This is a genomic window from Streptomyces sp. 1-11, from assembly GCF_007176755.1.
GTDB lineage: Bacteria > Actinomycetota > Actinomycetes > Streptomycetales > Streptomycetaceae > Streptomyces.
The window spans coordinates 219,212-240,453 of the sequence record NZ_BJTV01000002.1 but is presented as its reverse complement, the minus strand read 5'-3'; the positions used below and the strand labels follow the sequence as shown (position 1 = coordinate 240,453).

Below are 21,242 nucleotides of genomic sequence, written 5' to 3'. Positions count from 1 at the left end.
CGGTCGTAGGCGTATGTGGCGGGGCACCATAGTTTTGTGCGTGGGAGTGCGTGCGTCGACCATGAAGGACGGCGCCTCTCGGCCACCCCGCTACTCCGGCAGGACGCAGCCCGCCTTACGGCCGGTCACACAGCGGGACCCGCCTCCCGGCGCTCCGGTCGGCGGGTCCGTGTGACTCGTGCACCGCTCAGTCCGCGATCTCGACCTTCCCGTTGAGCCGGCCGGAGTGCGGCGACTGGCCGGCCGCCGCCGTGGTGGTGCGCTCGGCGACCCCCTTCAGCAACCGGGTCAGATCGACGCCGGTGGTCGAGCCGAGCAGTTCGATGCCCTGGGCCACGTTGTCGGCCACCGCGCGCGGGATCCGGCCGGCCCCGTCGGTGGAGATCACCGTCATCTTGTCGACCGCGCTCAGCGGCTCCGACGCCTTGGCGACGATCTGCGGCAGCACCTCGACCACCATCTGCAGGATCGCGGCGTCGCCGTACTGCCCGTACGCCTCCGCCCGCTTGCGCATCGCCTCGGCCTCCGCGCCGCCCCTGGCCGCGATGGCCGCAGCCTCGGCCTCGCCCTCCAGCCGGACGGCCTCCGCGACCGCCGCGCGCCTGGCCCGCTCGGCCTCACCCTGCTTCAGGCCCTCGATGGCGCCCGCCTCGGCCAGCGCGCCGCGCCGCTGCTTCTCGCCCTCACCGGTCAGCCGCGCCCGCTCGGCCTCCGCCTGCGCCGCCGCGATGCCCGCCGCCTTCTCCGCCTCGGCCTGCTTGATCCGGGCCACCCGCCGCGCCTCCGCCTCCTGCTCGGCGGCGTACCGCTGGGCGTCGGCCGGCTTGCGCACCTGGGTGTCGAGCTGCCGGTCCGTCAGCGCGGCCTGCCGCTCGGCGACCTTCTCCTGCTGGGTGAGGATCTCCTGCTGCCGGGCCGCCTCGGCGAGCGGACCGGCGGCGGCCGCGCGAGCGGCGGCCTCGTCGGTCTCCGCCTTGATCTCCGCCTGCTTCAGCGCGAAGGTCCGCTGGGCGACGGCGATCTCCTCCTCGGCCTTCAGCCGGGCCTGCTCGGCCGCCCGCCGGGCGACGGCCTCGGCGATGTCGGCCTCCTGCCTGGCGCGAGCGGCCTCCGGACGGCCGAGGTCCTCCAGGTAGGAGCCCTCGGTGGTGATGTCCTGGATCTGGAAGGCGTCCAGCACCAGGCCCTGCCCGGACAGACTGGCCTCGGCCTCCTCCGCGACCTGCCCGGCGAAGGCGGCGCGGTCGCGGATGACGTCCTCCACCGACATCCTGCCGACGATCGCCCGCAGCGCGCCCGAGAGCACCTCCTGGGTGAAGCCGACGATGCCGTCCTGCTGCATCAGGAACCGCTGGGCCGCGGCGCGGATGGAGTCCTCGGTGCCGCCGACCTTGACGATCGCCACGCCGTCGAGGTTGGCCTTCACCCCCCGCAGGGTCACCGCGCCGCGCACCGCGACCGGGATGTGCCGCGAGGACAGGTCGAGCGTGAACCTCTGCTGCACGAACGGCACGACGAACACGCCGCCACCGACGACGACCTTCTGGCCGCTGTTGTCGGTGAACACCCTCCCGGTCTCGGGATCGGTGGACTTCTTTCCTCTGCGGCCGGTGACGATGAACGCCTCGCTCGGACCCGCCACCTTGTAGCGGCTGATCACGACGAGGCCGGACAGGACGAGGAGTGCGACGACCCCGATCACGGCGACGACGACAGGACTCATGACAGTGCCCCCAGACACGTGGCATCCCGGAGGGATGAGCGGCACCGCCCGCGCGGGCGGTGAGTGGACGAAGACGGGCGAGTGGCGGAGCCGGGGTGACGCCGGGTCAGCGGTCCACCGCACGCACCAGGACGGAGGTCGCCGACGGCGCCGCCTCGACCCAGACCTCGGCGCCCCGCGGCACCGGCGCGCTGCTCCGTGCGGCGAGCTTCACCGGCTGGCCGCCCAGTCGCAGCAGCACCTCGCCGAAACCGCCGGCCGGGATGGCCGTCACCACGTTGCCCGAGGTGCCGATCAGGTCGGCACCGGTGGGTGCCACGGCCGTGCGGTCACGCATCAGCGCGCGGCTCAGGCGGCAGATCAGCCAGGCCGTGGCCGCCCCCGCCAGCGCGCCGGCGGCGGTGGCGCCCGCCGGGCCGACCCCGGTGGCCGCCTGGGCGATGACGGCGCCGAAGCCGGTCATCGACACGAAGCCGGCGAGGACCGGCAGCGACAGCCACCCGTCGAGGCCGCCGCCCAGCGCGCCGTCGAGCGCGCCGTCCAGCAGCCCGTCGAAGATCAGCGACAAGGCGAGCAGCACGACCCCCGTGATGCCGAGTCCGAGAAACCAGGCCATGCGCGCCGCCCCCTCTCACCCGCCGCCGACCTCCGGCTCGTCGGCATCCTGACACTCGGGAGCGCGTGGTTTCATTGCCTGCTTCCGGCAGTCTTTACCTGTCTTTTATGCCGTGGTGCGGCGCACGCGTCCGGCTACAGCGGCGCCGGCGACGAAGCGCCCGGGATCAGCAGACGGGGGGCGCCCGTGCCGTCGGCGGGCACCGTCCACAGGTCGGTGCCGCCCACCTCGCCGTCGGCGGGCAGGGCGTAGGCGAGGGTGCGGTCGTCCAGCCAGGTGGCCTGGTCGTCGACGCTGTGGCGTTCGGCCAGCGGCGTCTGGCGCAGGGTGCGCAGGTCGAGGACGTACTCGTGCCAGAGCGTGGCGCCGGACAGGACCCGCTTCTTGAACGCGACCCGGGTGCCGTCGGGGGAGAGCGAGGGGCACTCCACGTTCTCGACCAGGGTGGTGACCGTACGCCGGGAGACCGACCCCCGGACCAGGTACGTCTTGTCGGCCGTGTTGAGGGTGGCGTAGAAGGTGTCGTCGTCGGCGGCGAAGGTGACGCCCCAGAAGTTGACGTCCGAGGCGTGGTACGGCTTGCCGTCCTTGACGACGGAGAACTTCTCCAGGCTGGGGATCAGACGCATGGTGCGGGTGTCCAGGATCGAGGTCCGGGTGGAGAAGAAGGCCGAGGAGTAGGACTCGCCGGAGACGAAGACGGTCCAGGCGGCGAAGCGGCCGCTGGGCGAGACCCGGGCCCGGCTGGGGGTGCCGGCGAGCGGGAAACCGCGCCGGGTGCGCAGGTTCGCGTCCAGGAGCAGGGCGCGGTTGCTCTGCTTCAGCACGCCCGGCTCGGACCGGAGGCAGACGCCGGTGCCTGCCGCCGCGTAGAAGCGCGCGCACTTCAGGTCCGAGGCGACCCGCCGGCCGCCGGGGTCGGCCGACGGCACCGAGGCGACCGAGGCGCGGTGGGGGCCGGCGGCCGCGTTGACGAACGCCAGTCGGTGCTTCTGGGCGAGCGTCAGCCTGCCCTCGCCGACGGCGGGGCCGCCCGCCCGCGGCCGGTCGGCGCGGTCGGCGCGGTCGGCGGCGTGCAGGACGACGCCGGCGCCCACGCCCGCGAGCAGCAGGATCGCCGCGACGAGTATGAGCAGGCGGCGGTGGAGCGTTGTCATGCGGGTCCTTGGGGCTGAGGTGGTCATCGGGTCCCGCCGGCCGGCCGCAGGACCAGGCCCGCGACGGCCGCGCAGCACAGCAGGCCGACCGCCGACCCGGCCAGCGCAGGGCCGTCGCCCCACACCGTCCAGGCGGCACCGAAGGCGAGCGAGCAGCAGAAACGGGCCAGCGCCTGGCTGGTGCCGACGATGGCGAGGCCGCTGGCGCGCAGTTCCTCGGGCACGAGGCCGGCGAGGGCGGCCGGGAGCACGCCGTCGGTGGCCGCGTAGAACGCGCCGTGCAGGGCGAGCACGGCCGGGGCCAGGACCGGCGTGGCCGGCGCCCACAGCAGCAGGGCGTAGGCGGTGAGCAGGCCCACGTGCCCGGCGAGGAACACGGTGCGCCGCCCGATCCGGTCCGCGAGCGCGCCGACGGGCACGGCGAGCGACAGGAACACCACGGCGGTGCCCAGCGGCAGCAGCGTGAACCACTGCTCGCCGATGCCCGCGCGGCGTTGCAGGAGCAGATAGACGAAGGCGTCGCTGACGGTGGTGAGGCCGAGCAGCGCGGCGCAGCCGGCGAGCGCCCGCAGGCGCGGCACGCGCAGCAGCGCCAGCGCCTCGCGCACCCGCACCGGCGGCCTGCCGTCCGACGCATCAGGCCCGTCCGGCCCGCCGGTTCCGCCGGGCCCGCCCGTTCTGCCAGGCTCACCGGTTCCGTCCTGCCCGCCGGGCCCGCCAGTTCCGTCCGGCCCGCCAGGCCTGCCCGTTCCGCCAGGCCAGCCGAGTCCGCCGATTCCCGCAGGCTCACCTGCCCCCTCCGGCCCGCCGGGCTCACCCGTTCCGCCAAGGCCGTCCGTTCCGTCCGTCCGTGCCGCCTGCCGCCTGCCGGGTACGAACAGCACCAGCACGAGCACGCCGAGCACGGCGACGCAGGCGCTCACCCCGAACACGGCGTCGTAGCCGTCGGCCGCCGCGCGCAGGATGAGGAAGGCCGCGAGCGGGCCGAGCATCGCGCCGGTGGTGTCCATCGCCCGGTGCACACCGAAGGCGCGGCCCTGGTCCCGGGCCGGCGTGGACAGGGAGATCATCGCGTCGCGCGGGGCGGTGCGCAGGCCCTTGCCGGTGCGTTCCAGGGCGAGGACCGTGCCGAGCGTGCCGATGCTGCCGGCGAGCAGCAGCAGCGGCTTGCACAGCGCGGACAGGCCGTAGCCGAGCCCGGCCATCAGCTTGTGGTTGCGCACCCGGTCGGCGAGGTGGCCCCCGGTGAGCTGGACCAGGGCGCTGACCCCGTTGTAGACGCCGTCGAGGGTGCCGAAGCCCAGAGGGCTGAAACCGAGCCGGCTGACCAGGTAGAGCGGCAGGACGGCGGTGACCATCTCCGAGGAGACGTCGGTGATCAGGCTGACCGTGCCGAGCACGAGCACGACCGGGGCGACCCGGCGTCCGGGACCGCTTCTCCGGTCCCGGACGGTGTCCGCCCTGGCGGGTGCGGAACGGTCGGTGAGGTACATGGTCGGGGACTCCAGGTGCGGTGCGGTCAGTTCTGCCGGCTGCTCTCGTCCCGCAGCCAGGTGCCGAAGTCCCGTTCCCTGATGGCCTTTCGGGCCCGCCACCGGGCGACGACCGCCGCGGCGACGAAGACCACGGCACCCGCGAGGAGCCTCGGCTCCGCACGGACCACGGCCAGCAGATCCGCCTTGCCGGTGCGCGCCGACGCCTGCGCCGGGTCCTGGTGCCGCTCGACCTGGGCGGTGGACACCGCGGCCCGGATCCGTCGCCTGAGCAGGTCCGACCAGGTGCGCGGCGGATGGACCACGACCCGGGCCGCACCGACCACGAGCCGCTCACCGGGGGCGAACGCCAACGACGCGGCCAGGTCGTCCGCCATCAGCGGCGGCAGGGCGGCGATCCGGGCGTGCCCGGCCTTGGAGACCGCGATGACGCCCCGGCCGAACAGCCCCTCGCGCACCGCCGGGAGCCGCTGCCACACGCCGTAGTAGGCCCGCACCGGCCAGGCGCAGGCGGCCAGCGGGAGCTGCCGTTCGGGGGCGGTGGCGAGGACGCCGGAGGCGTCGTCGTCCAGCGGCCCGGTCAGCGCCCGCACGTCGGCGCCCGTGATCACGACGTCGGCGTCCACGTAGACGCGCGGGAAGCCCCGTGCGTGCTCGTCGCCGGCCCGCAGGGCCGCGTGCTTGGAGGGCACCGGGATCTCGACCACCCGGACGCGCGCGCCGCGCGCCGCCGCGATCCGGGCGGTGTCGTCCGTGCAGCCGTTGCACACGACCACGATGTCGGTCTCGTCCTCGGCGGGGTCCGCCAGCAGCGAATCGAGGAGCCGGCCGAGGACGCGCGCCTCGTTGTGAGCCGGGATCACGATGCTCGTCACCCGGGCAGTATGCCGCCGGTGCCGGCATCGCGGTGTGTGTTTCGTCCAACTGTTCCCGCGACTGCGTTCAGTGGTCTAGATTGAGGTCCGCCGCACCGGTTTGGGAGGGACTTCCGCACCTGACGCTCCGTCAACTCGCGGAATCATGAACCGGATACGGCACAGGCAACAACCAACATGCAGGGTACGCAGAGCGGTTGGGGAACCGCTGGGCGCTCCCTGGTTTTCCGGCGCCGTTGTGTTGAGGAGACGCATCGGCGTCGTTCCGGCCCTGGCCGCGGACTTCGACCGTATGTCCGCACCGCTCGGTCAGGGGTAGCCGCGCATGTGGTGGGGGGGGCATGACCATTGAGGTCACGCATGAGCAGGTGCTTCTGGATCACAGGAGTCCAGAAGCGCGCCGAAGACGCTGGGAACGGAACTACCGTACGGCCCTGTTGGTCGCGGACGGCCTGGCGGCCGTAGCCGCGGCCCTGGTGGTCCACGGGGCCTGGGGCCGCTGGACGGTGGCGCTGGTGCTGCCGCCGCTGTGGATCGTGGCGATGCTCGTCCATCGCTCGTACGACCGCCGGGCGCTGGGCCTGGGCGCCGAGGAGTACCTGCGGGTACTGCGCGGGGCCGTCGCCCTGCCGGCCCTGGCGGCGTGCGCCTACTGGCTGTTCGCACGCGACCTGGGGCTGCTGCACGACATGATCGCGGCCGCGGCGCCCACCGCCCTGATCGCGCTGTCGGTCCGGTACGTGCTGCGCCGCCGACTGCACCGGCGCTGGGCGCGGGGCCGGGACCGCAGCGCGACGCTGCTGGTCGGTCCGTCGCACGCGATAGTCGAACTGGTCGGCGTGCTGCGCCGGGCGGGCGGCGCACAGGAGCTGCAGGTCGCCGGGGTGTGCCTGAGCGACCCGGAGAACGCGGTCGCGATCCGCGGGCTGGGGATCCCCGTCCTCGGCGGGATCGCCGACATGAACGACGTCGCGCGGGCCATGGGCATCGGCACCGTCGTGGCGCTCCCGGCCCCCGAGTTCGACGCCTCCGTCCTGCGCCGGATGTCCTGGACGGCCGCCGTCCAGGACATCGACTTCCTGGTGGCGCCCGTACTGACCGACGTCTCCGCCTCCCGGCTGGTGGTACGGCCCACCAACGGGGTCCCGCTGATGCGGATACAGGCGCCCAACCTCTCCCGGTTTTCCCGGCTGCCCAAGGAGGTGCTGGACCGGGCGCTCGCCGCGGCCCTGCTGCTGGTGCTGCTGCCGCCCATGCTGGTGATCGCCCTGGTCGTCCGGCTGGACAGCACCGGCCCCGCCCTCTTCCGGCAGCGCCGGGTGGGCCGCTACGGGAACCAGTTCACCATGCTGAAGTTCCGCACCATGCGGGAGGACTCCGAGGCCCTCCGCGCGGAACTGGAGCACCTCAACCAGAACAGCGACGGGCTGCTGTTCAAGGTGAAGGAGGACCCCCGGATCACCCGGGTCGGCTCGGTGCTGCGCCGCAGCTCGCTCGACGAACTCCCGCAGCTCATCAACGTGGTGAGAGGGCACATGTCGCTCGTCGGCCCCCGCCCTTCGCTGCCCGAGGAGGTCGAGGAGTACACGCCGGACATCAAACGCCGGCTGCTGGTGAAGCCCGGTCTCACCGGACTGTGGCAGGTCAGCGGCCGCTCCGACCTGCCCTGGGACGAGGCCGTCCGGCTCGACCTCGGATACGTGGACAACTGGTCGATCGGCCTCGACCTGACCATCCTGCTGCGCACCGGGTCGGCCGTGGTGCGCGGAGCGGGGGCCTACTGATGGACCGAAGGAAGAGGGACGCAGTGACGCAGACCACGGATCCGCTGGGGGTCGCGGTCGTCGGGGCCGGCTACTGGGGCCCCAACCTCGTACGCAACTTCCAGGCCAGCGACCGGTTCCGGCTGCGCTGGCTGTGCGACCTCGACGTGGACCGGGCCCAGCGGGTCCTCGGCGGCTACTCGACGGTCCAGGCCACCTCGGACTACGCGGCCGTCCTGGCCGACCCCGACGTGGCCGCCGTCGCCGTGGCCACACCCGCCGGGACCCACCTCGACATCGCCCTGGCCGCCCTGCGAGCCGGCAAGCACGTCCTGGTGGAGAAGCCGCTCGCGGCCACCTACGCCGACGGGATGCGCCTGGTCGCCGAGGCGGAGGAGCGCGGGCTCACCCTGATGTGCGACCACACCTACTGCTACACGCCCGCCGTGGGCCGCATCCGCGACATGGTCCGCTCCGGGGAACTCGGCGAGATCCACTTCGTCGACTCGGTGCGGATCAACCTCGGACTCGTCCAGAAGGACATCGACGTCCTGTGGGACCTCGCCCCGCACGACCTGTCCATCCTGGACTTCATCCTCCCCGACAACGTCGAACCGGTCGCCGTCGCCGCCCACGGGGCCGACCCGATCGGCGCGGGACAGGCCTGCGTGGCCTACCTGACGCTGCAGCTCAACACCGGCGCCATCGCCCACGTGCACGTCAACTGGCTCTCCCCGACCAAGGTGCGCACCACCATGGTCGGCGGCTCCAAGCGCACCCTGATCTGGGACGACCTCAACCCGGTGCAGCGCGTCGCGGTCTACGACCGCGGGGTGGACCTGGCCGCGCCGCAGGAGATCGGCGCGGACGAGCGCCGGGAGATGCTCGTCTCCTACCGCTCCGGTGACATGGTCGCCCCCGCGATCGGCGAGAAGGAAGCGCTGCGCAGCATGGTCGACGAGTTCGCCGACGCGATCAGGGGCGGGCGGGCCCCGCTGACCGACGGCCGGGCCGGACTGCGCGTGCTGGACATCCTCGAAGCGGCCTCCCGGAGCCTGGAGTTCCGCGGCGCGGTCGTCGGCCTGCGCGCCGGGCATTGACAGTTCCACTAGGGAGAGGGCACTTCAGTTGAGCAGCGTACGGGGCAAGAAGATCCTGGTCACCGGAGGGGCGGGGACCATCGGGTCCAATCTCGTCGACCTCCTGGCCGAGGGCGGTGCCCGCGAGATCGTCGTGCTGGACAACTTCGTCCGAGGGCGGATGGGCAACCTGGCCCGCGCCCTGGACAGCGGCGTCGTCGAGGTCGTCGAGGGCGACATCCGCGACGCCGCCGCGGTGCGGAAGGCCACCGACGGCGCCGATCTGGTGTTCCACCTCGCCGCGATCCGCATCACGCAGTGCGCGGAGGAGCCCCGGCTCGCCAACGAGGTCATGGTCGACGGCACCTTCAACGTCCTGGAGGCGGCGGTCCAGGCCGGGGTCGGCAAGGTGATCGCCTCGTCCTCGGCCTCCGTCTACGGCATGGCCGAGGACTTCCCGACCACCGAACGCCACCACCCGTACAACAACGACACCTTCTACGGCGCGGCCAAGGCCTTCAACGAGGGCATGCTGCGCAGCTTCCACGCCATGTACGGCCTGGACTACGTGGCCCTGCGGTACTTCAACGTCTACGGCCCCCGGATGGACATCCACGGCCTCTACACCGAGGTGCTCATCCGCTGGATGGAGCGCATCGAGTCGGGCGAGCCGCCGCTGATCCTCGGCGACGGCAGCCAGACCATGGACTTCGTCGACGTCCGGGACATCGCCAGGGCCAATGTGCTGGCCGCCGAGTCCGACCTGACCGACGAGGTCTTCAACGTCGCCAGCGGCACCGAGACCTCGCTGAAGGAGCTCGCCCAGTGCCTGCTGGAGGCGATGGGCGCCGAGGGCCTGGAGCCGGAGCACGGGCCGGCCCGCGCGGTGAACGGCGTGGTCCGGCGGCTCGCGGACACCTCGCGCGCCGCCGAACGGCTCGGCTTCACCGCGCGGATCGACCTGCGCACCGGACTCAGGGACCTGGTGGACTGGTGGCGTGCGGAGCGCGCCGCGGGGGAGGCGGCCCGGTGAGCGACCGCATCCCCGTGATGATCCCCTGGCTCGGCGAGGAGGAGGCCCGGGCCGCCTCCGAGGCGGTGCTGTCCGGCTGGGTCGCCCAGGGCCCCCGGGTCGCCGCGTTCGAGCGGGCCTTCGCGGAGCGGGTGGGCGCCGAGCACGCCGTCGCGGTCAGCTCCTGCACCACCGCCCTGCACCTGTCCCTCGTCGTGCTCGGCCTCGGCCCCGGCGACGAGGTCGTGGTGCCCTCGCTGTCGTTCATCGCCACCGCCAACGCCGTGCGCTACGTCGGGGCCGAACCCGTCTTCGCCGACGTCGACCCCGCGACCGGCAACCTCACCCCGGCCACCGTCGACGCCGTCCGCACCCCCCGCACCCGGGCCGTCCTCGCCGTCCACCAGGGCGGCGTGCCGGCCGACGTGCACGCCCTGCGCGCCGCCTGCGCCGACTGGGACCTGCCGCTGGTGGAGGACGCGGCCTGTGCCATCGGCTCCACCGTCGGCGGCAAGCCGGTCGGCCACGGCGCGCTGCTCGCCGCCTGGTCCTTCCATCCGCGCAAGCTCGTCACCACCGGCGAGGGCGGCATGGTCACCACCGACGACGCCGCATGGGCGGCCCGCCTGCGGCGGCTGCGCGAGCACGGCATGAACGCCTCGGCGGCCGAACGCCACGCGAGCAGCAAGCCGGTCCTGGAGAGCTACCTGGAGGTCGGCTTCAACTACCGGATGACGGACGTCCAGGCCGCGATCGGCCTGGTCCAGCTCGGCAGGCTCGACGCGATGATCGCCCGCCGGCGCGAACTGGCGGCCCGCTACGACGCGGCGCTGCGCGACGTCCCCGGCCTCACCCCGGTGCGCGACCCCGCGCACGGGCAGAGCAACTTCCAGTCCTACTGGGTGCTCCTGGACGAGGACTTCCCCGTCGGCCGGGACGGCCTGCTGGCGGCACTCGCCGGAACCGGGGTCTCCGCCCGGCGCGGGATCATGGCGGCGCACCTCGAACCCGCCTACGCCGGCCACCCCCACGCCCCGCTCCCGGTCACCGAGCGGATCAGCCGTGACTCGCTGATCCTGCCGCTGTTCCACACGATGACCGAGGCCCAGCAGGACCGCGTCGTGACGGCCCTGCGCGAACAGGCCGGCGGATGAACGGGCTGCTGATCGTCGGCGCCGGCGGCTTCGCCCGGGAGACCGCACAGGCCGTGCGGGACGCGGGCGGCACCGAGCTGCTCGGGCACCTCGACGACAACGCCGCCCTGCACGGCACCGAGGTGGACGGCGTGCCCGTCCTCGGCGGCTGCGACCTGGTCCACGACCTGTCCCGGGCCCGGGTCGTCGTCTGCGTGGGCAACCCGGGGGACTACGCGTCCCGCGCCCGGCTGGTCGCCAGACTCGGACTGCCCGCCGACCGCTACGCCACCGTGGTCCACCCGACCGCCTCGGTGTCGCGGACCTCCGAGATCGGCCCCGGCTCGGTGCTGCTCGCGCACTGCGCGCTGACCGCCGCCGTGCGGGTGGGCGCGCACGTCGCGGTCATGCCGCAGGCCGTCCTGACCCATGACGACGTGGTCGGGGACTGCGCCACCATCGCCTCCGGCGTCCGCCTGGGCGGGGGCGTACGGGTGGAGCGGGGCGCCTATCTGGGCTCCGGCTCCCTGATCAGGGAAGGCACGACGGTCGGCGCCTGGTCGCTGATCGGGATGGGGAGCGCCGTGCTCGGCGATGTGCCGCCGGGCGAGGTCTGGGCGGGAAGCCCGGCCCGGCGGCTGCGCGCGGCGGACCCGCCCGCGCTCGATCAACTGGCGCGGGGCGAGAGCGACTTCGCGACGCATGCACTGGGGGGACCGGTCACATGAACCAGATACCGCTCGTGGACCTCAAGGCGGCCCACGAGGAGGTCGCCGACGAGGTACGGGCCGGCTTCGAACGCGTCCTGGCGAACACCGCGTTCATCGGCGGCGAGGAGGTCCGCCTGTTCGAGCGCGAGTACGCCGGCTTCGGCGGCGTCGCGCACTGCGTGGGCGTCGCCAACGGCACCGACGCCGTCGAACTCGCCCTGCGGGCGAACGGGGTGGGGCCCGGCGACGAGGTCGTGGTGCCCGCCAACACCTTCATCGCCACCGCGGGCGCGGTGGCCAGGACCGGCGCGCGGCCGGTCCTCGCGGACTGCGAGCCCGGCACCGGCCTGCTCGACCCGCAGGCCGCGCTGGACGCGGTCGGCCCGGCCACCCGCGCGGTGGTGCCGGTGCACCTGTACGGGCAGATGGCCGACGTGACCGCGCTGGCCGGCCGCCTGCCCGAAGGGGTGGCACTGGTCGAGGACGCCGCACAGTGCCAGGGCGCCACCCGCGACGGCCGGTCCCCGGGCAGCGGCGGCATCGCGGCGACCAGCTTCTACCCGGGCAAGAACCTGGGCGCCTACGGCGACGCGGGCGCGGTGCTCACCGACGACGAGGAGCGGGCCGGCCTGGTGCGCGCCATCGCCAACCACGGCGGCGTCGCCAAGTACCGCCACGACGTGCCGGGCTTCAACAGCCGGCTGGACGGGCTGCAGGCCGTCGTCCTGCGGGCGAAGCTGAAGCGCCTCGCGGCCGGCAACGCGGCCCGCCGGGCGGCCGCGGCCCGCTACGACGAACTGCTCGCCGGCCTCGCCGCGGCCGGACGGGTCGTGCTCCCGGTGACGGCGCCCGGCAACGTCCACGTGTGGCACCTCTACGTCGTCCAGGTCGACGGGGCCGACCGCGACGACATCGTCGGCAAGCTCAACGCCGAGGGCATCGGCGCCGGGGTGCACTACCCGGCGCCGGTCCACCTGACCCCGGCCTACCGCCGGCTCGGCCACGGCCGGGGCGACTTCCCGAACGCCGAGAAGGCGGCGGAGCGCATCCTGTCGCTCCCGCTCCACCCGCACATCACCCAGGACCAGCAGCAGCGCGTGGTGGACGCACTCGCCCACGCCCTGCGCGGCTGACCGGTCACCGCTTCACAGCGCCACCCCGACCGCACGGGTCGGTCCTGCACAGCACCGCGAGAGGTACACATGAAGAAATGGAGCAGACGGATCAGAGGCAGCCGCCTCGCCGTCGTGGCAGCGTTGATCTGGGCGGTGCTCCCGCAGGCGGGGTCCGCCCTGGCCGCCTCCGATCCGTGCGGAACGGGTTCGAACCCCGTCGTCTGCGAGAACTCCAAACCGGGCAGCCCGAAGTCCGACTGGTTCTCGCCCAACGCCTACGGTGACATCAAGGGCTTCTCCACCAAGGAGAGCGTCCAGGCCGGTGACACCGTGCAGTTCAAGGTGCAGTCGAAGGTCTCCTACCACGTGGAGATATACCGCCTCGGCTGGTACGGCGGCGACGGCGCGCGCGAGATGTCCACCGCGGCCCAGGCCGCCGTCACCTACCCGGCCAACTACCTCACCAAGCCGGCCAACTGCGCCACCAAGAGCAGCACCGGCCTGGTCGACTGCGGCAACTGGCCGGTCACCGCCACCTGGACGGTGCCCGGCAACGCGGTCTCCGGCCTGTACATCGCCAACCTGACCCAGACGGACGGCGACGGCCTGATGCCGTACCCGTTCGTGGTCCGCAACGACTCCAGCACCTCCGACATCGTCGTGCAGACCAGCGACCAGACCTGGCAGGCGTACAACGACTACGGCGGCCAGGACCTCTACGGCGGCGCCGGACCCGCGCCGGACGGCCGTGCCTACGAGGTCAGCTACAACCGGCCGCTGGACATCGGCGGCGACAACGGCATCTACGGCTCCGAGTACATGATGCTGTCCTGGCTGGAGCGCAACGGCTACGACGTCAGCTACCTGTCCGGCGTGGACGTGTCGGCCAACGGCGCCACCCTGCTGAAGAAGCACAAGGTGTACATGTCCTCCGGCCACGACGAGTACTGGACGCAGAGCCAGTACTCCAACGTCCTCGCGGCCCGCAAGGCCGGTGTCCGGCAGGCCTTCTTCAGCGGCAACGAGGTCTTCTGGAAGACCCGGCTCACCCCGAGCATCGACGGCGCGAACACGGCCAACCGCACCCTGGTCTGCTACAAGATGACCAAGATGGCGCAGAACAACGGCATCGCCGACCCCAGCGGGACCTGGACCGGCACCTGGATGGATCCCGCCAGCACCCAGTACGGGCAGGACTACCAGCCGCCGAACATCCTCACCGGCTCCATGTTCACGGTGAACGGCTACCGCAGCGACGCCATCACTGTCCCCGGCTCGTACGGGAAGAACCGGATCTGGCGCAACACCTCCATCGCCGGCCTGACGTCGAGCCAGACCGCCACCTTCCCCGAGGGGACCCTCGGCTACGAGTGGGACAGCGACATCGACAACAGCACCCGGCCCGCCGGGGCGATCGACGTGTCCTCCACGACGGTCGACATCGACGACGGCAAGCTCCGCACGGACTGGGGCAACGTCTACGGCAACGGCACGGCGACGCACAACCTCGTCGAGTTCCGCGACCAGGACTCCGGCGCCCTGGTCTTCGGCTCGGGGACCGTGCAGTGGTCGTGGGGGCTGACCGACATCCCGACCTACGACCCCGCCGACACCGTGGTCACCGAGGACGCCCGCATGCAGCAGGCGACCGTGAACATCCTGGCCGACATGGGCGTCCAGCCGCTGACCCGGCAGAGCAACCTCGCCGCCGCGACGGCCACCACCGACACCACCGGCCCGTCCGTCACCGTGACGGCGCCGGCCTCCGGGGTCACCGTCCCGGCGCTGAAGCCGGTCACCGTCACGGGCACCGCCACCGACTCCGGCGGCGTGGTCGCCCGGGTCGAGGTGTCCACGGACGGCGGCAAGACCTGGAACGCCGCGAGCGGCCTGACCTCCTGGAAGTACACCTGGACCCCGGCCACCCCCGGCGCCGCGTCCGTCAAGGTCCGCGCGGTGGACGACAGCGTCAACATCGGCGCCGTCAGCACCGTCCCGCTCACCGTCGGACCGCAGGCCTGCCCCTGCACCGTCTGGCCGGCCTCGGCGGTGCCCGGCACCGTCAACGGAGGCGACGGCAGCGCGGTCGAACTCGGCACCAAGTTCCGTACCACCGTGGCCGGTTCGATCACCGGCATCCGCTTCTACAAGTCGCCGGCCAACACCGGCACCCACACCGGCAGCCTGTGGACCGCCTCCGGCACCCGCCTGGCCACCGGCACCTTCACCGGCGAGTCGGCCTCCGGCTGGCAGCAGCTCAACTTCTCCACCCCGGTGAGCGTCAAGGCCAACACCACGTACGTCGCCTCGTACTTCGCCCCCAACGGCGGATACTCCTACGACGGCGGGTACTTCTCCGGCGGCGACGCGGGCCTGGCCCCGCTCACCGCCCTGAAGTCGGGCACCGACGGCGGCAACGGCGTCTACCACTACGGCTCGTCCAGCGCCTTCCCGTCCTCGCAGTCCTCGGGCAGCAACTACTGGGTCGACGTGGTCCTGGACACCTCGGCGGCCAGCACCACCCCGCCCACCGTCACCTCGACCTCCCCGACGTCCGGGGCGACCGGCGTGTCGATCACGGCGCCGGTGTCGGCCGTCTTCAGCTCGGCCGTCGACTCCGACAGCCTGACCTTCACCGTGAAGGACCCCAACGGCGAGGCCGTGCCCGGGACCTGGACGCTCCCCTCGTCCAACAAGGCCACCTTCACCCCGTCCACGGAACTGGCGCTGCACACCACGTACACCGCCTCCGTCAAGGCCAGTGACCTGTGGGGCAACACCATGGCGGACCCGGTGACCTGGTCGTTCACCACGAGCACCACCCCGCCGGCGGTCACCTGCCCCTGCACGCTGTGGAACTCCTCCGCCGTGCCCGCCACCACCGACATGACCAGCGACACCAACTCGGTCGAGCTGGGCTCCCGGTTCACGTCCTCGGCGAGCGGCTGGGTCACCGGCGTCACCTTCTACAAGGGCGCCGGCAACACCGGCACCCATACCGGCAGTCTGTGGTCCGGCGACGGCACGCTGCTCGCCACCGGCACCTTCACCGGCGAGACGGCCTCGGGCTGGCAGCGGATGACCTTCACCAACCCGGTCGCCGTCAGCGCCGACACCCCGTACGTCGTCTCCTACCACGCGCCGAACGGCCACTACGCGGTCGACGGCGGCTACTTCGCCGCGGCCCACCAGTCCTACCCGCTGACCGGCACCGCCGACACCACCGCCCAGCACAACGGGCTCTACCGGTACGGCGCCGACCCGGCCTTCCCCAACAGCTCCTACGGATCCGCGAACTACTGGGTCGGCCCGGTCTTCACCGCCGACAACCCGGGCGCCTCCCTGGCGGCGCCCGGCGCCTCCGAGGACAACGCCTCCGCCCTGACCCACACCGCCGACGCGGGCGACCCGCTGGTGACCGCCCTGCCCGCCGGGGCCGCGGTGTCGTCCGTCCGGGCGACCGTGACCGTGCTGTCCGGCCCCCGGGCGGCAGCCGCCAGGAAGCTCCACGTCACGGCCGTCACCTCCTACGACCGGGCCGGCCACAAGGCGTCCGTCCACCTGTCGGCACCGCTGCCGGACGGCACCCGGTTCAAGGTCACGGTCACGGCCCGGGACAGGCACCGCCACGTGCTGAAGTCCCACAGCTGGACCCTGACCGCCAGGACCGCGCACAAGAAGAAGAACTGACCCGACACAGCGCACCGGCGGCGGCCCACGGCGAACCCCGGCGGCCGCGGGGGCGGGGGGCGTCCCGCGCTCCGCCGCGCCCTTCACCCGGCCCACGGCGAACCCGTGGGCCGCCGCCGGGGATTGGCATTACCCACCCATGAGCAGCGTCAGTGTTGTGATCCCCTGCTACAAGTACGGCCACTTCCTCGCCGACTGCGTCAGCAGCGTCCTGGACGAGCAGGACGGAGTCGACGTCCGGGTCCTGATCATCGACGACGCCTCGCCCGACGACTCGGCGGAGATCGCGCACAAGCTGGCCGCCTCCGACCCGCGGATCGAGGTCCGCGTCCACGAGACCAACAAGGGCCACATCGCCACCTACAACGAGGGCCTGCTGGAATGGGCCGACGGCGACTACTGCGCCCTGCTCTCCGCCGACGACCGGCTGGTCCCGGGCGCCCTGGTCCGGGCCGCCGCCCTGCTGGACGCCCACCCCGAGGCGGGGTTCGCCTACGGACGCCCGCTGCGCTTCCGGCACGGCGGACCGCTGCCGCCGGCCCGTACCCGCGGCACCGGCTCGGTCGTCTACCCCGGGCAGTGGTGGCTGGAGCGGCGCTTCCGCGAGGGCACCGGCTGCATCACCTCGCCGGAGGTCGTCGTCCGCACCGGCCTGCAGCGCGAGGTCGGCGGCTACGACCCGGCCCTGCCGCACGCCGGCGACATCGAGATGTGGATGCGGCTCGCCGCGCACGCCGACGTCGGCTACGTACGCGGGGCCGACCAGGCCTTCTACCGGGTGCACGGCAACAACATGTCCACCACCGACTTCGGCGGTCAGCTCGACGACCTGCGCCAGCGCCTCGTGGCCTTCGACTCGGTGCTCGCCAAGTGCGCCGACCGGCTGCCGCACGCCGACCGCCTCGCCGACCAGGTCCACACCCGCCTCGCCCGCTTCGCGCTGCGCCGGGCCTACCGCGCCTACGACCGGGGGCGCACGGACACCGTCCCGGTCGACGAGTGCGTCGCCTTCGCCGCACAGTGCCTGCCGGAGTACACCGAGCTCCCGGAGTACCGGGCGCTGCGGCTCAGACGGCGCATCGGCCCGAAGGCGATGCCGTACCTCCAGCCCCTGGTGTGGTCGGCCGTGGCCGAGCGCGGCCGGGAACGGCTGTGGTGGGAGTCCTGGAAGCGCCGCGGTATCTGATGCCCAGGAGCTCAGCCCGCCGCGGGAACACCGTCGGTGCGGCGGAGCGGGTCCGGGGAGGCCGCCCTCCTCTTCCCGCGCCGCAGCGCGTACCGGTCGCACCACAGCGCGCCCAGGACGCCGGCGAGCGCACCCAGCAGCGCCGTGCCCGCCAGTGCGCGGGCCTTGTCGCCCCGCACCGGCGTGGCGCCGGGGGCGACCAGGACGGAGGCCGTGATCAGCGCCCTGTCCGCGACGCCCTCCGCCGACTGCGTGGCCGCCACGTGCCTGGAGTAGACGTCGATGATCCGGCGGACGGCCGTGTCCGCCGCCGCGGGGTCGCTGCGCCGCGCCTGCACCTGCAGCGAGGGGATCAGGTACTGCGGTGTCGCGCTGGTGCCGCTGTTGCGCGGGATGAGTTGGTACGCCCCGTGCACCCCGGCGGCGGCCAGCTCCCTGTGCCCGTCCGGCGACTCGAGCTGCTGGATGACCCCGTACGAGAGGGCGGCGAGGGGCGGCTGAAGGTTCGTCAGCTGGTTCGGCTGGCTTCCGGTCGCGGGCGGCTTGAGGACGACCACCGCCGAACTCACGTACTCCGGCGTGGGATTCACCACGCGGTAGGCTCCGGCGGCCGTCAGCAGGAACACGATCAGCAGCACGTACCAGCGGCGGAGAAGCGCTTCGGTGACGTCACGAGGCGACACAGGGATTCCTTCCGTCGGCACCGATCCTCGCAGGCGCCAGGGCGGCCCGCCACCGAAAGGGAGTTCTCATGAGCCTCGCCGACCTCTGGGCCATCATGTGCCGGCGCTGGTACTTCATGGTGCCCCTCACCCTGCTCAGTCTCCTGGCCGGCGGATACCTGCACCGGACCATCCCGGTGTCCTACGAGTCGCAGAGCTCCGTCACGCTCCTGGACTCCAGGGCGGTCGCCAACCTGGCGCCGACCTTCGGCAACCCGATCTCGAACGCGGGCGGTTCACTGGTCGTCACGGCCGACGTGCTGATCAGGACGCTCCAGTCGGGCGACTCCGCCAAGGAGTTGCGATCGCGCGGCGTCACGGACCCGTACACCGCCGGCTTCGCGTCGGACGCCGACAGCCCGCTGCTCACCCTGAGCGTCACCGGGACCGACCGGGCCAAGGTGCTCAGGGAGACCACCACCCTCACCAACTTCACCGGGGAACAGCTCAAAGCCCTGCAGGCCGGCTCCAAGGTGCCGACGGTGTACGCCGTGCAGGCCGCTCCGGTGGTCCTGCCGCAGAAACCGGTCCCGGAGTCCAAGGCCAGGTACCAGGACATCGCGGCGGTCGTCATCGTGGGAATGGTCGGCGCGTTCCTGCTGTCCATCCTCGCCGAGGGCGTCGCGGTGGTCCGCCGGCGGGGACGCGCCCGCGCCGGGTACGTCCCCCGGCGCCACCGCCTGCGGCCCCCCGAGCGGGCGCCCAGGGGCCTGCTGGTGCGCAGGCTGGACGCCGTGACGATCCTCACCGGGTACCTGGTTCTGGCCTTCTTCGTCCCGTCGAACCTCACCCTGCCCGCGCTCGGCGGCGTCGGCACCCCGGCCAACGTCTTCGCCCTGCTGGGGCTCCTGTGGTACCTCGCGACCTGGCTGGGCGGCCGGATCCGCCCGGCCGAGGGCACCAGGCTGCCGCGCCTGACGATGTGCCTGCTCGCCGCGGCGGTGCTGCTGTCCTACGTCGCCGACGCGACCCGCGGCAGCTCGCACAAGGAGGTCCTCGGGGCCGACCGCGGCCTCATCGGGCTCGGGGTGTGGGTGGCGCTGGTGGTGCTGGCATCCGCCGGCATCCAGGAACGCAGCCGGCTGGAGACCCTGATGCGCCGGCTCGTCGTCCTGGGCACGGTGGTCGCCCTGATCGGCTACTACGACTTCTTCGCCGCGACCAACATCGCCGACTCGATCCACATCCCCGGCCTGCAGTCGAGCAGCGCCGGGATCAGCACCATGGACCGCGGCTCGTTCACCCGGCCGCGGTCCACCACGGCCCACCCGCTGGAGTTCGGGGGAATGCTGGCCATCCTGGTGCCCTTCGCCGTCCACCAGGCCTTCGACCCGGTGCGCCGGCACGCCGGCGCGCTGCGACGCTGGGGTCCGGTGGCGGTCATGGCGGGCGCTCTGCCGCTGACCGTGTCCCGGACGTCGATCATCGGCGCGTTCATCGTCATCCTGGTGATGGTGCCGCGCTGGAAGCCGCAGCGGCGCTGGGCCGCGATCGGCCTGATCCTCGGCTCGGTGGCCGGCTTCAAGGTGATCATCCCGGGCCTGATCGGCACCATCACGGGCCTGTTCGCCAGCTTCCTGTCCAACTCCGACAGCAGCACCCAGGCACGCACCGTGAAGTACAGCGCGATCGTGCCCTACCTCAGCGAACGCCCCTGGTTCGGCCGCGGGTTCGGCACCTTCACCCCCGACCTGTACTTCTTCACCGACAACCAGTACATGCTGACCCTGGCCGAGACGGGCGTGGTGGGGCTGATCGCGCTGCTGGCCCTGTTCGTCACCGGGATCCACACCGGGGGCGCCGTCCGCCGGCTCGCCCGCACCGAGTCGGACCGGGAGCTCGGGCAGGCCTTCCTCGCCTCGGCCCTGGTCGCCCTGGTCATCAGCGCCACCTTCGACGCGCTCAGCTTCCCCATGTACGCGGGGATGTTCTTCCTGACCCTGGGCGCCGGCGGCAGCTACCTCGGCTTCGTGCGCCGCGAGGCGGCCGCCCGCCCCGGCCCCGGCAAGACACCCGAAGCAACCCCGACGCCCGGAGCCCAGCTCCCCCGACTCGTGGAGTCCCGATGAGCGCCGTCGCCGTCATCGTCGTCACCTGGAACAGCGCCCCGGTGCTCCCCGGGTTCCTCACCGCACTGCCCGACGGCATGGCCGGGCTGGACTGGCACCTCGTCGTCGCCGACAACGACTCGGCCGACGACACCGTCGAGGTGCTGCGGACCCTGGCCCCCGGCGCCACCCTCGTCCAGACCGGCCGCAACGCCGGGTACGCGGCGGGGATCAACGCGGCGCTGAACGCGGCCGGCGAGTACGGCACCGTGCTCATCTGCAACCCCGACATCCGCATGCGGCAGGGCTGCGCCAAACGCCTCGTCGACAGCCTCCGGGCCGGAGTGGGGATCGCCGTGCCCCTGCTGTACGAGGAGGGCCGGGAAACGCCCCACCGCTCGCTGCGCCGCGAGTCCACCGTGCTCCGGGCGCTCGGCGAGGCGCTGATCGGCAACACCCGGGCCGGGCGCTTCCCGGCCCTGAGCGAGCTCGTCACCGACCCCGCCGCCTACCGGCGGCCCACCCGTGCGGACTGGGCCACCGGCGCGCTCATGGCCGTCTCGGGGGACTGCCTGGCGGTGTGCGGGCCGTGGGACGAGTCCTTCTTCCTCTACTCGGAGGAGACCGAGTACTGCCTGCGCGCACGGGACCTGGGCTACGCCACCCGGCTGGAGCCGACGGCCGAGGCCGTTCACCTGGGGGGCGACTCCCAGGTCTCGCCCCGCCTCTGGACCCTGCTCACCCTCAACCGCGTCCGGCTGTACCGGCGCCGGCACGGCCCGCTCGCCACGGCCGCCTTCCGCGCCGCGGTCCTGCTCCGGGAGGCGTCGCGTGCCGCGCTGGGCCGCCCGGCGAGCCGGGCGGCCGCCGCGGCCCTGGCCCGGCCGGGCGCCCTGCGCGCCACGCCGGGGCCGTGAGCC

Annotated in this window: 16 protein-coding genes; 10 read left to right on the top strand and 6 right to left on the bottom strand. The window is 73.0% G+C overall.

Going from position 1 to position 21,242, the window contains the following annotated elements; translation table 11 throughout:
- Window positions 1-187: 187 nt before the first annotated feature.
- From TNCT1_RS05375 to TNCT1_RS05355, 5 genes are all read right to left on the bottom strand, one after another.
- Window positions 188-1,723 (bottom strand): flotillin family protein, encoded by a 1,536-nt coding sequence (locus TNCT1_RS05375; RefSeq protein ID WP_143628823.1) that lies wholly within the window; start codon window positions 1,721-1,723, stop codon window positions 188-190.
- Between the two features lie 106 nt (window positions 1,724-1,829).
- Window positions 1,830-2,339 carry a hypothetical protein gene (locus TNCT1_RS05370; protein WP_143628821.1) on the bottom strand — a complete coding sequence of 170 codons (510 nt, stop codon included), beginning with the start codon at window positions 2,337-2,339 and terminating at the stop codon, window positions 1,830-1,832.
- A gap of 134 nt (window positions 2,340-2,473) precedes the next feature.
- Window positions 2,474-3,496 carry a TolB-like translocation protein gene (locus TNCT1_RS05365; protein ID WP_143628819.1) on the bottom strand — a complete coding sequence of 341 codons (1,023 nt, stop codon included), beginning with the start codon at window positions 3,494-3,496 and terminating at the stop codon, window positions 2,474-2,476.
- Window positions 3,497-3,519: 23 nt separating this feature from the next.
- Window positions 3,520-4,989 carry an MFS transporter gene (locus TNCT1_RS05360; protein WP_143628817.1) on the bottom strand — a complete coding sequence of 490 codons (1,470 nt, stop codon included), beginning with the start codon at window positions 4,987-4,989 and terminating at the stop codon, window positions 3,520-3,522.
- A gap of 26 nt (window positions 4,990-5,015) precedes the next feature.
- Window positions 5,016-5,864, bottom strand: coding sequence for a glycosyltransferase family 2 protein (locus TNCT1_RS05355; protein WP_143628815.1), 849 nt, complete (start codon window positions 5,862-5,864; stop codon window positions 5,016-5,018).
- A gap of 437 nt (window positions 5,865-6,301) precedes the next feature.
- On the opposite strand from TNCT1_RS05355, the gene TNCT1_RS05350 reads away from it, so the two are divergent.
- From TNCT1_RS05350 to TNCT1_RS05315, 8 genes are all read left to right on the top strand, one after another.
- Window positions 6,302-7,648 carry a sugar transferase gene (locus tag TNCT1_RS05350; protein ID WP_235902357.1) on the top strand — a complete coding sequence of 449 codons (1,347 nt, stop codon included), beginning with the start codon at window positions 6,302-6,304 and terminating at the stop codon, window positions 7,646-7,648.
- A gap of 23 nt (window positions 7,649-7,671) precedes the next feature.
- A complete protein-coding gene (locus TNCT1_RS05345) occupies window positions 7,672-8,727 on the top strand; it encodes a Gfo/Idh/MocA family protein (RefSeq protein WP_216856585.1) in 1,056 nt (351 codons plus the stop codon).
- 28 nt (window positions 8,728-8,755) lie between these two features.
- Complete coding sequence (locus tag TNCT1_RS05340) at window positions 8,756-9,739, top strand: NAD-dependent epimerase/dehydratase family protein (protein WP_143628808.1); 984 nt, start codon at window positions 8,756-8,758, stop codon at window positions 9,737-9,739.
- Entirely contained in the window at window positions 9,736-10,872 is a 1,137-nt protein-coding gene (locus tag TNCT1_RS05335; protein ID WP_235902355.1) for a DegT/DnrJ/EryC1/StrS aminotransferase family protein, read from the top strand. The genes TNCT1_RS05340 and TNCT1_RS05335 overlap by 4 nt, the downstream gene beginning before the upstream one ends.
- Complete coding sequence (locus TNCT1_RS05330; protein WP_143628805.1) at window positions 10,869-11,579, top strand: acetyltransferase; 711 nt, start codon at window positions 10,869-10,871, stop codon at window positions 11,577-11,579. Before TNCT1_RS05335 ends, TNCT1_RS05330 begins: the two co-directional genes overlap by 4 nt.
- Entirely contained in the window at window positions 11,576-12,694 is a 1,119-nt protein-coding gene (locus TNCT1_RS05325; RefSeq protein ID WP_143628802.1) for a DegT/DnrJ/EryC1/StrS aminotransferase family protein, read from the top strand. Before TNCT1_RS05330 ends, TNCT1_RS05325 begins: the two co-directional genes overlap by 4 nt.
- A gap of 114 nt (window positions 12,695-12,808) precedes the next feature.
- Window positions 12,809-16,366, top strand: coding sequence for a DUF4082 domain-containing protein (locus TNCT1_RS05320; protein ID WP_235902354.1), 3,558 nt, complete (start codon window positions 12,809-12,811; stop codon window positions 16,364-16,366).
- A 139-nt stretch (window positions 16,367-16,505) separates the two neighbouring features.
- Window positions 16,506-17,552, top strand: coding sequence for a glycosyltransferase (locus TNCT1_RS05315; protein WP_143628795.1), 1,047 nt, complete (start codon window positions 16,506-16,508; stop codon window positions 17,550-17,552).
- An 11-nt stretch (window positions 17,553-17,563) separates the two neighbouring features.
- Here TNCT1_RS05315 and TNCT1_RS05310 read toward each other — a convergent pair whose 3' ends face one another.
- Window positions 17,564-18,235, bottom strand: a complete 672-nt coding sequence (locus tag TNCT1_RS05310; protein WP_143628792.1) for a hypothetical protein — start codon at window positions 18,233-18,235, stop codon at window positions 17,564-17,566.
- A 68-nt stretch (window positions 18,236-18,303) separates the two neighbouring features.
- Between TNCT1_RS05310 and TNCT1_RS05305 the strand changes: the two genes are divergently transcribed.
- The gene (locus TNCT1_RS05305) at window positions 18,304-20,343 is read left to right on the top strand and encodes an O-antigen ligase family protein (protein WP_143628789.1); all 2,040 of its coding nucleotides are present in this window, start codon (window positions 18,304-18,306) and stop codon (window positions 20,341-20,343) included.
- The gene (locus tag TNCT1_RS05300; protein WP_143628786.1) at window positions 20,340-21,239 is read left to right on the top strand and encodes a glycosyltransferase family 2 protein; all 900 of its coding nucleotides are present in this window, start codon (window positions 20,340-20,342) and stop codon (window positions 21,237-21,239) included. The genes TNCT1_RS05305 and TNCT1_RS05300 overlap by 4 nt, the downstream gene beginning before the upstream one ends.
- Window positions 21,240-21,242: the final 3 nt, after the last annotated feature.

Bases quoted from the DNA above. Each gene is read 5' to 3' on its own strand.
- TNCT1_RS05365 (WP_143628819.1), bottom strand. From the start codon at position 3,496: ATGACAACGCTCCACCGCCGCCTGCTCATACTCGTCGCGGCGATCCTG.
- TNCT1_RS05370 (WP_143628821.1), bottom strand. From the start codon at position 2,339: ATGGCCTGGTTTCTCGGACTCGGCATCACGGGGGTCGTGCTGCTCGCC.
- TNCT1_RS05360 (WP_143628817.1), bottom strand. From the start codon at position 4,989: ATGTACCTCACCGACCGTTCCGCACCCGCCAGGGCGGACACCGTCCGG.
- TNCT1_RS05315 (WP_143628795.1), top strand. From the start codon at position 16,506: ATGAGCAGCGTCAGTGTTGTGATCCCCTGCTACAAGTACGGCCACTTC.
- TNCT1_RS05330 (WP_143628805.1), top strand. From the start codon at position 10,869: ATGAACGGGCTGCTGATCGTCGGCGCCGGCGGCTTCGCCCGGGAGACC.
- TNCT1_RS05375 (WP_143628823.1), bottom strand. From the start codon at position 1,723: ATGAGTCCTGTCGTCGTCGCCGTGATCGGGGTCGTCGCACTCCTCGTC.
- TNCT1_RS05325 (WP_143628802.1), top strand. From the start codon at position 11,576: ATGAACCAGATACCGCTCGTGGACCTCAAGGCGGCCCACGAGGAGGTC.
- TNCT1_RS05300 (WP_143628786.1), top strand. From the start codon at position 20,340: ATGAGCGCCGTCGCCGTCATCGTCGTCACCTGGAACAGCGCCCCGGTG.
- TNCT1_RS05305 (WP_143628789.1), top strand. From the start codon at position 18,304: ATGAGCCTCGCCGACCTCTGGGCCATCATGTGCCGGCGCTGGTACTTC.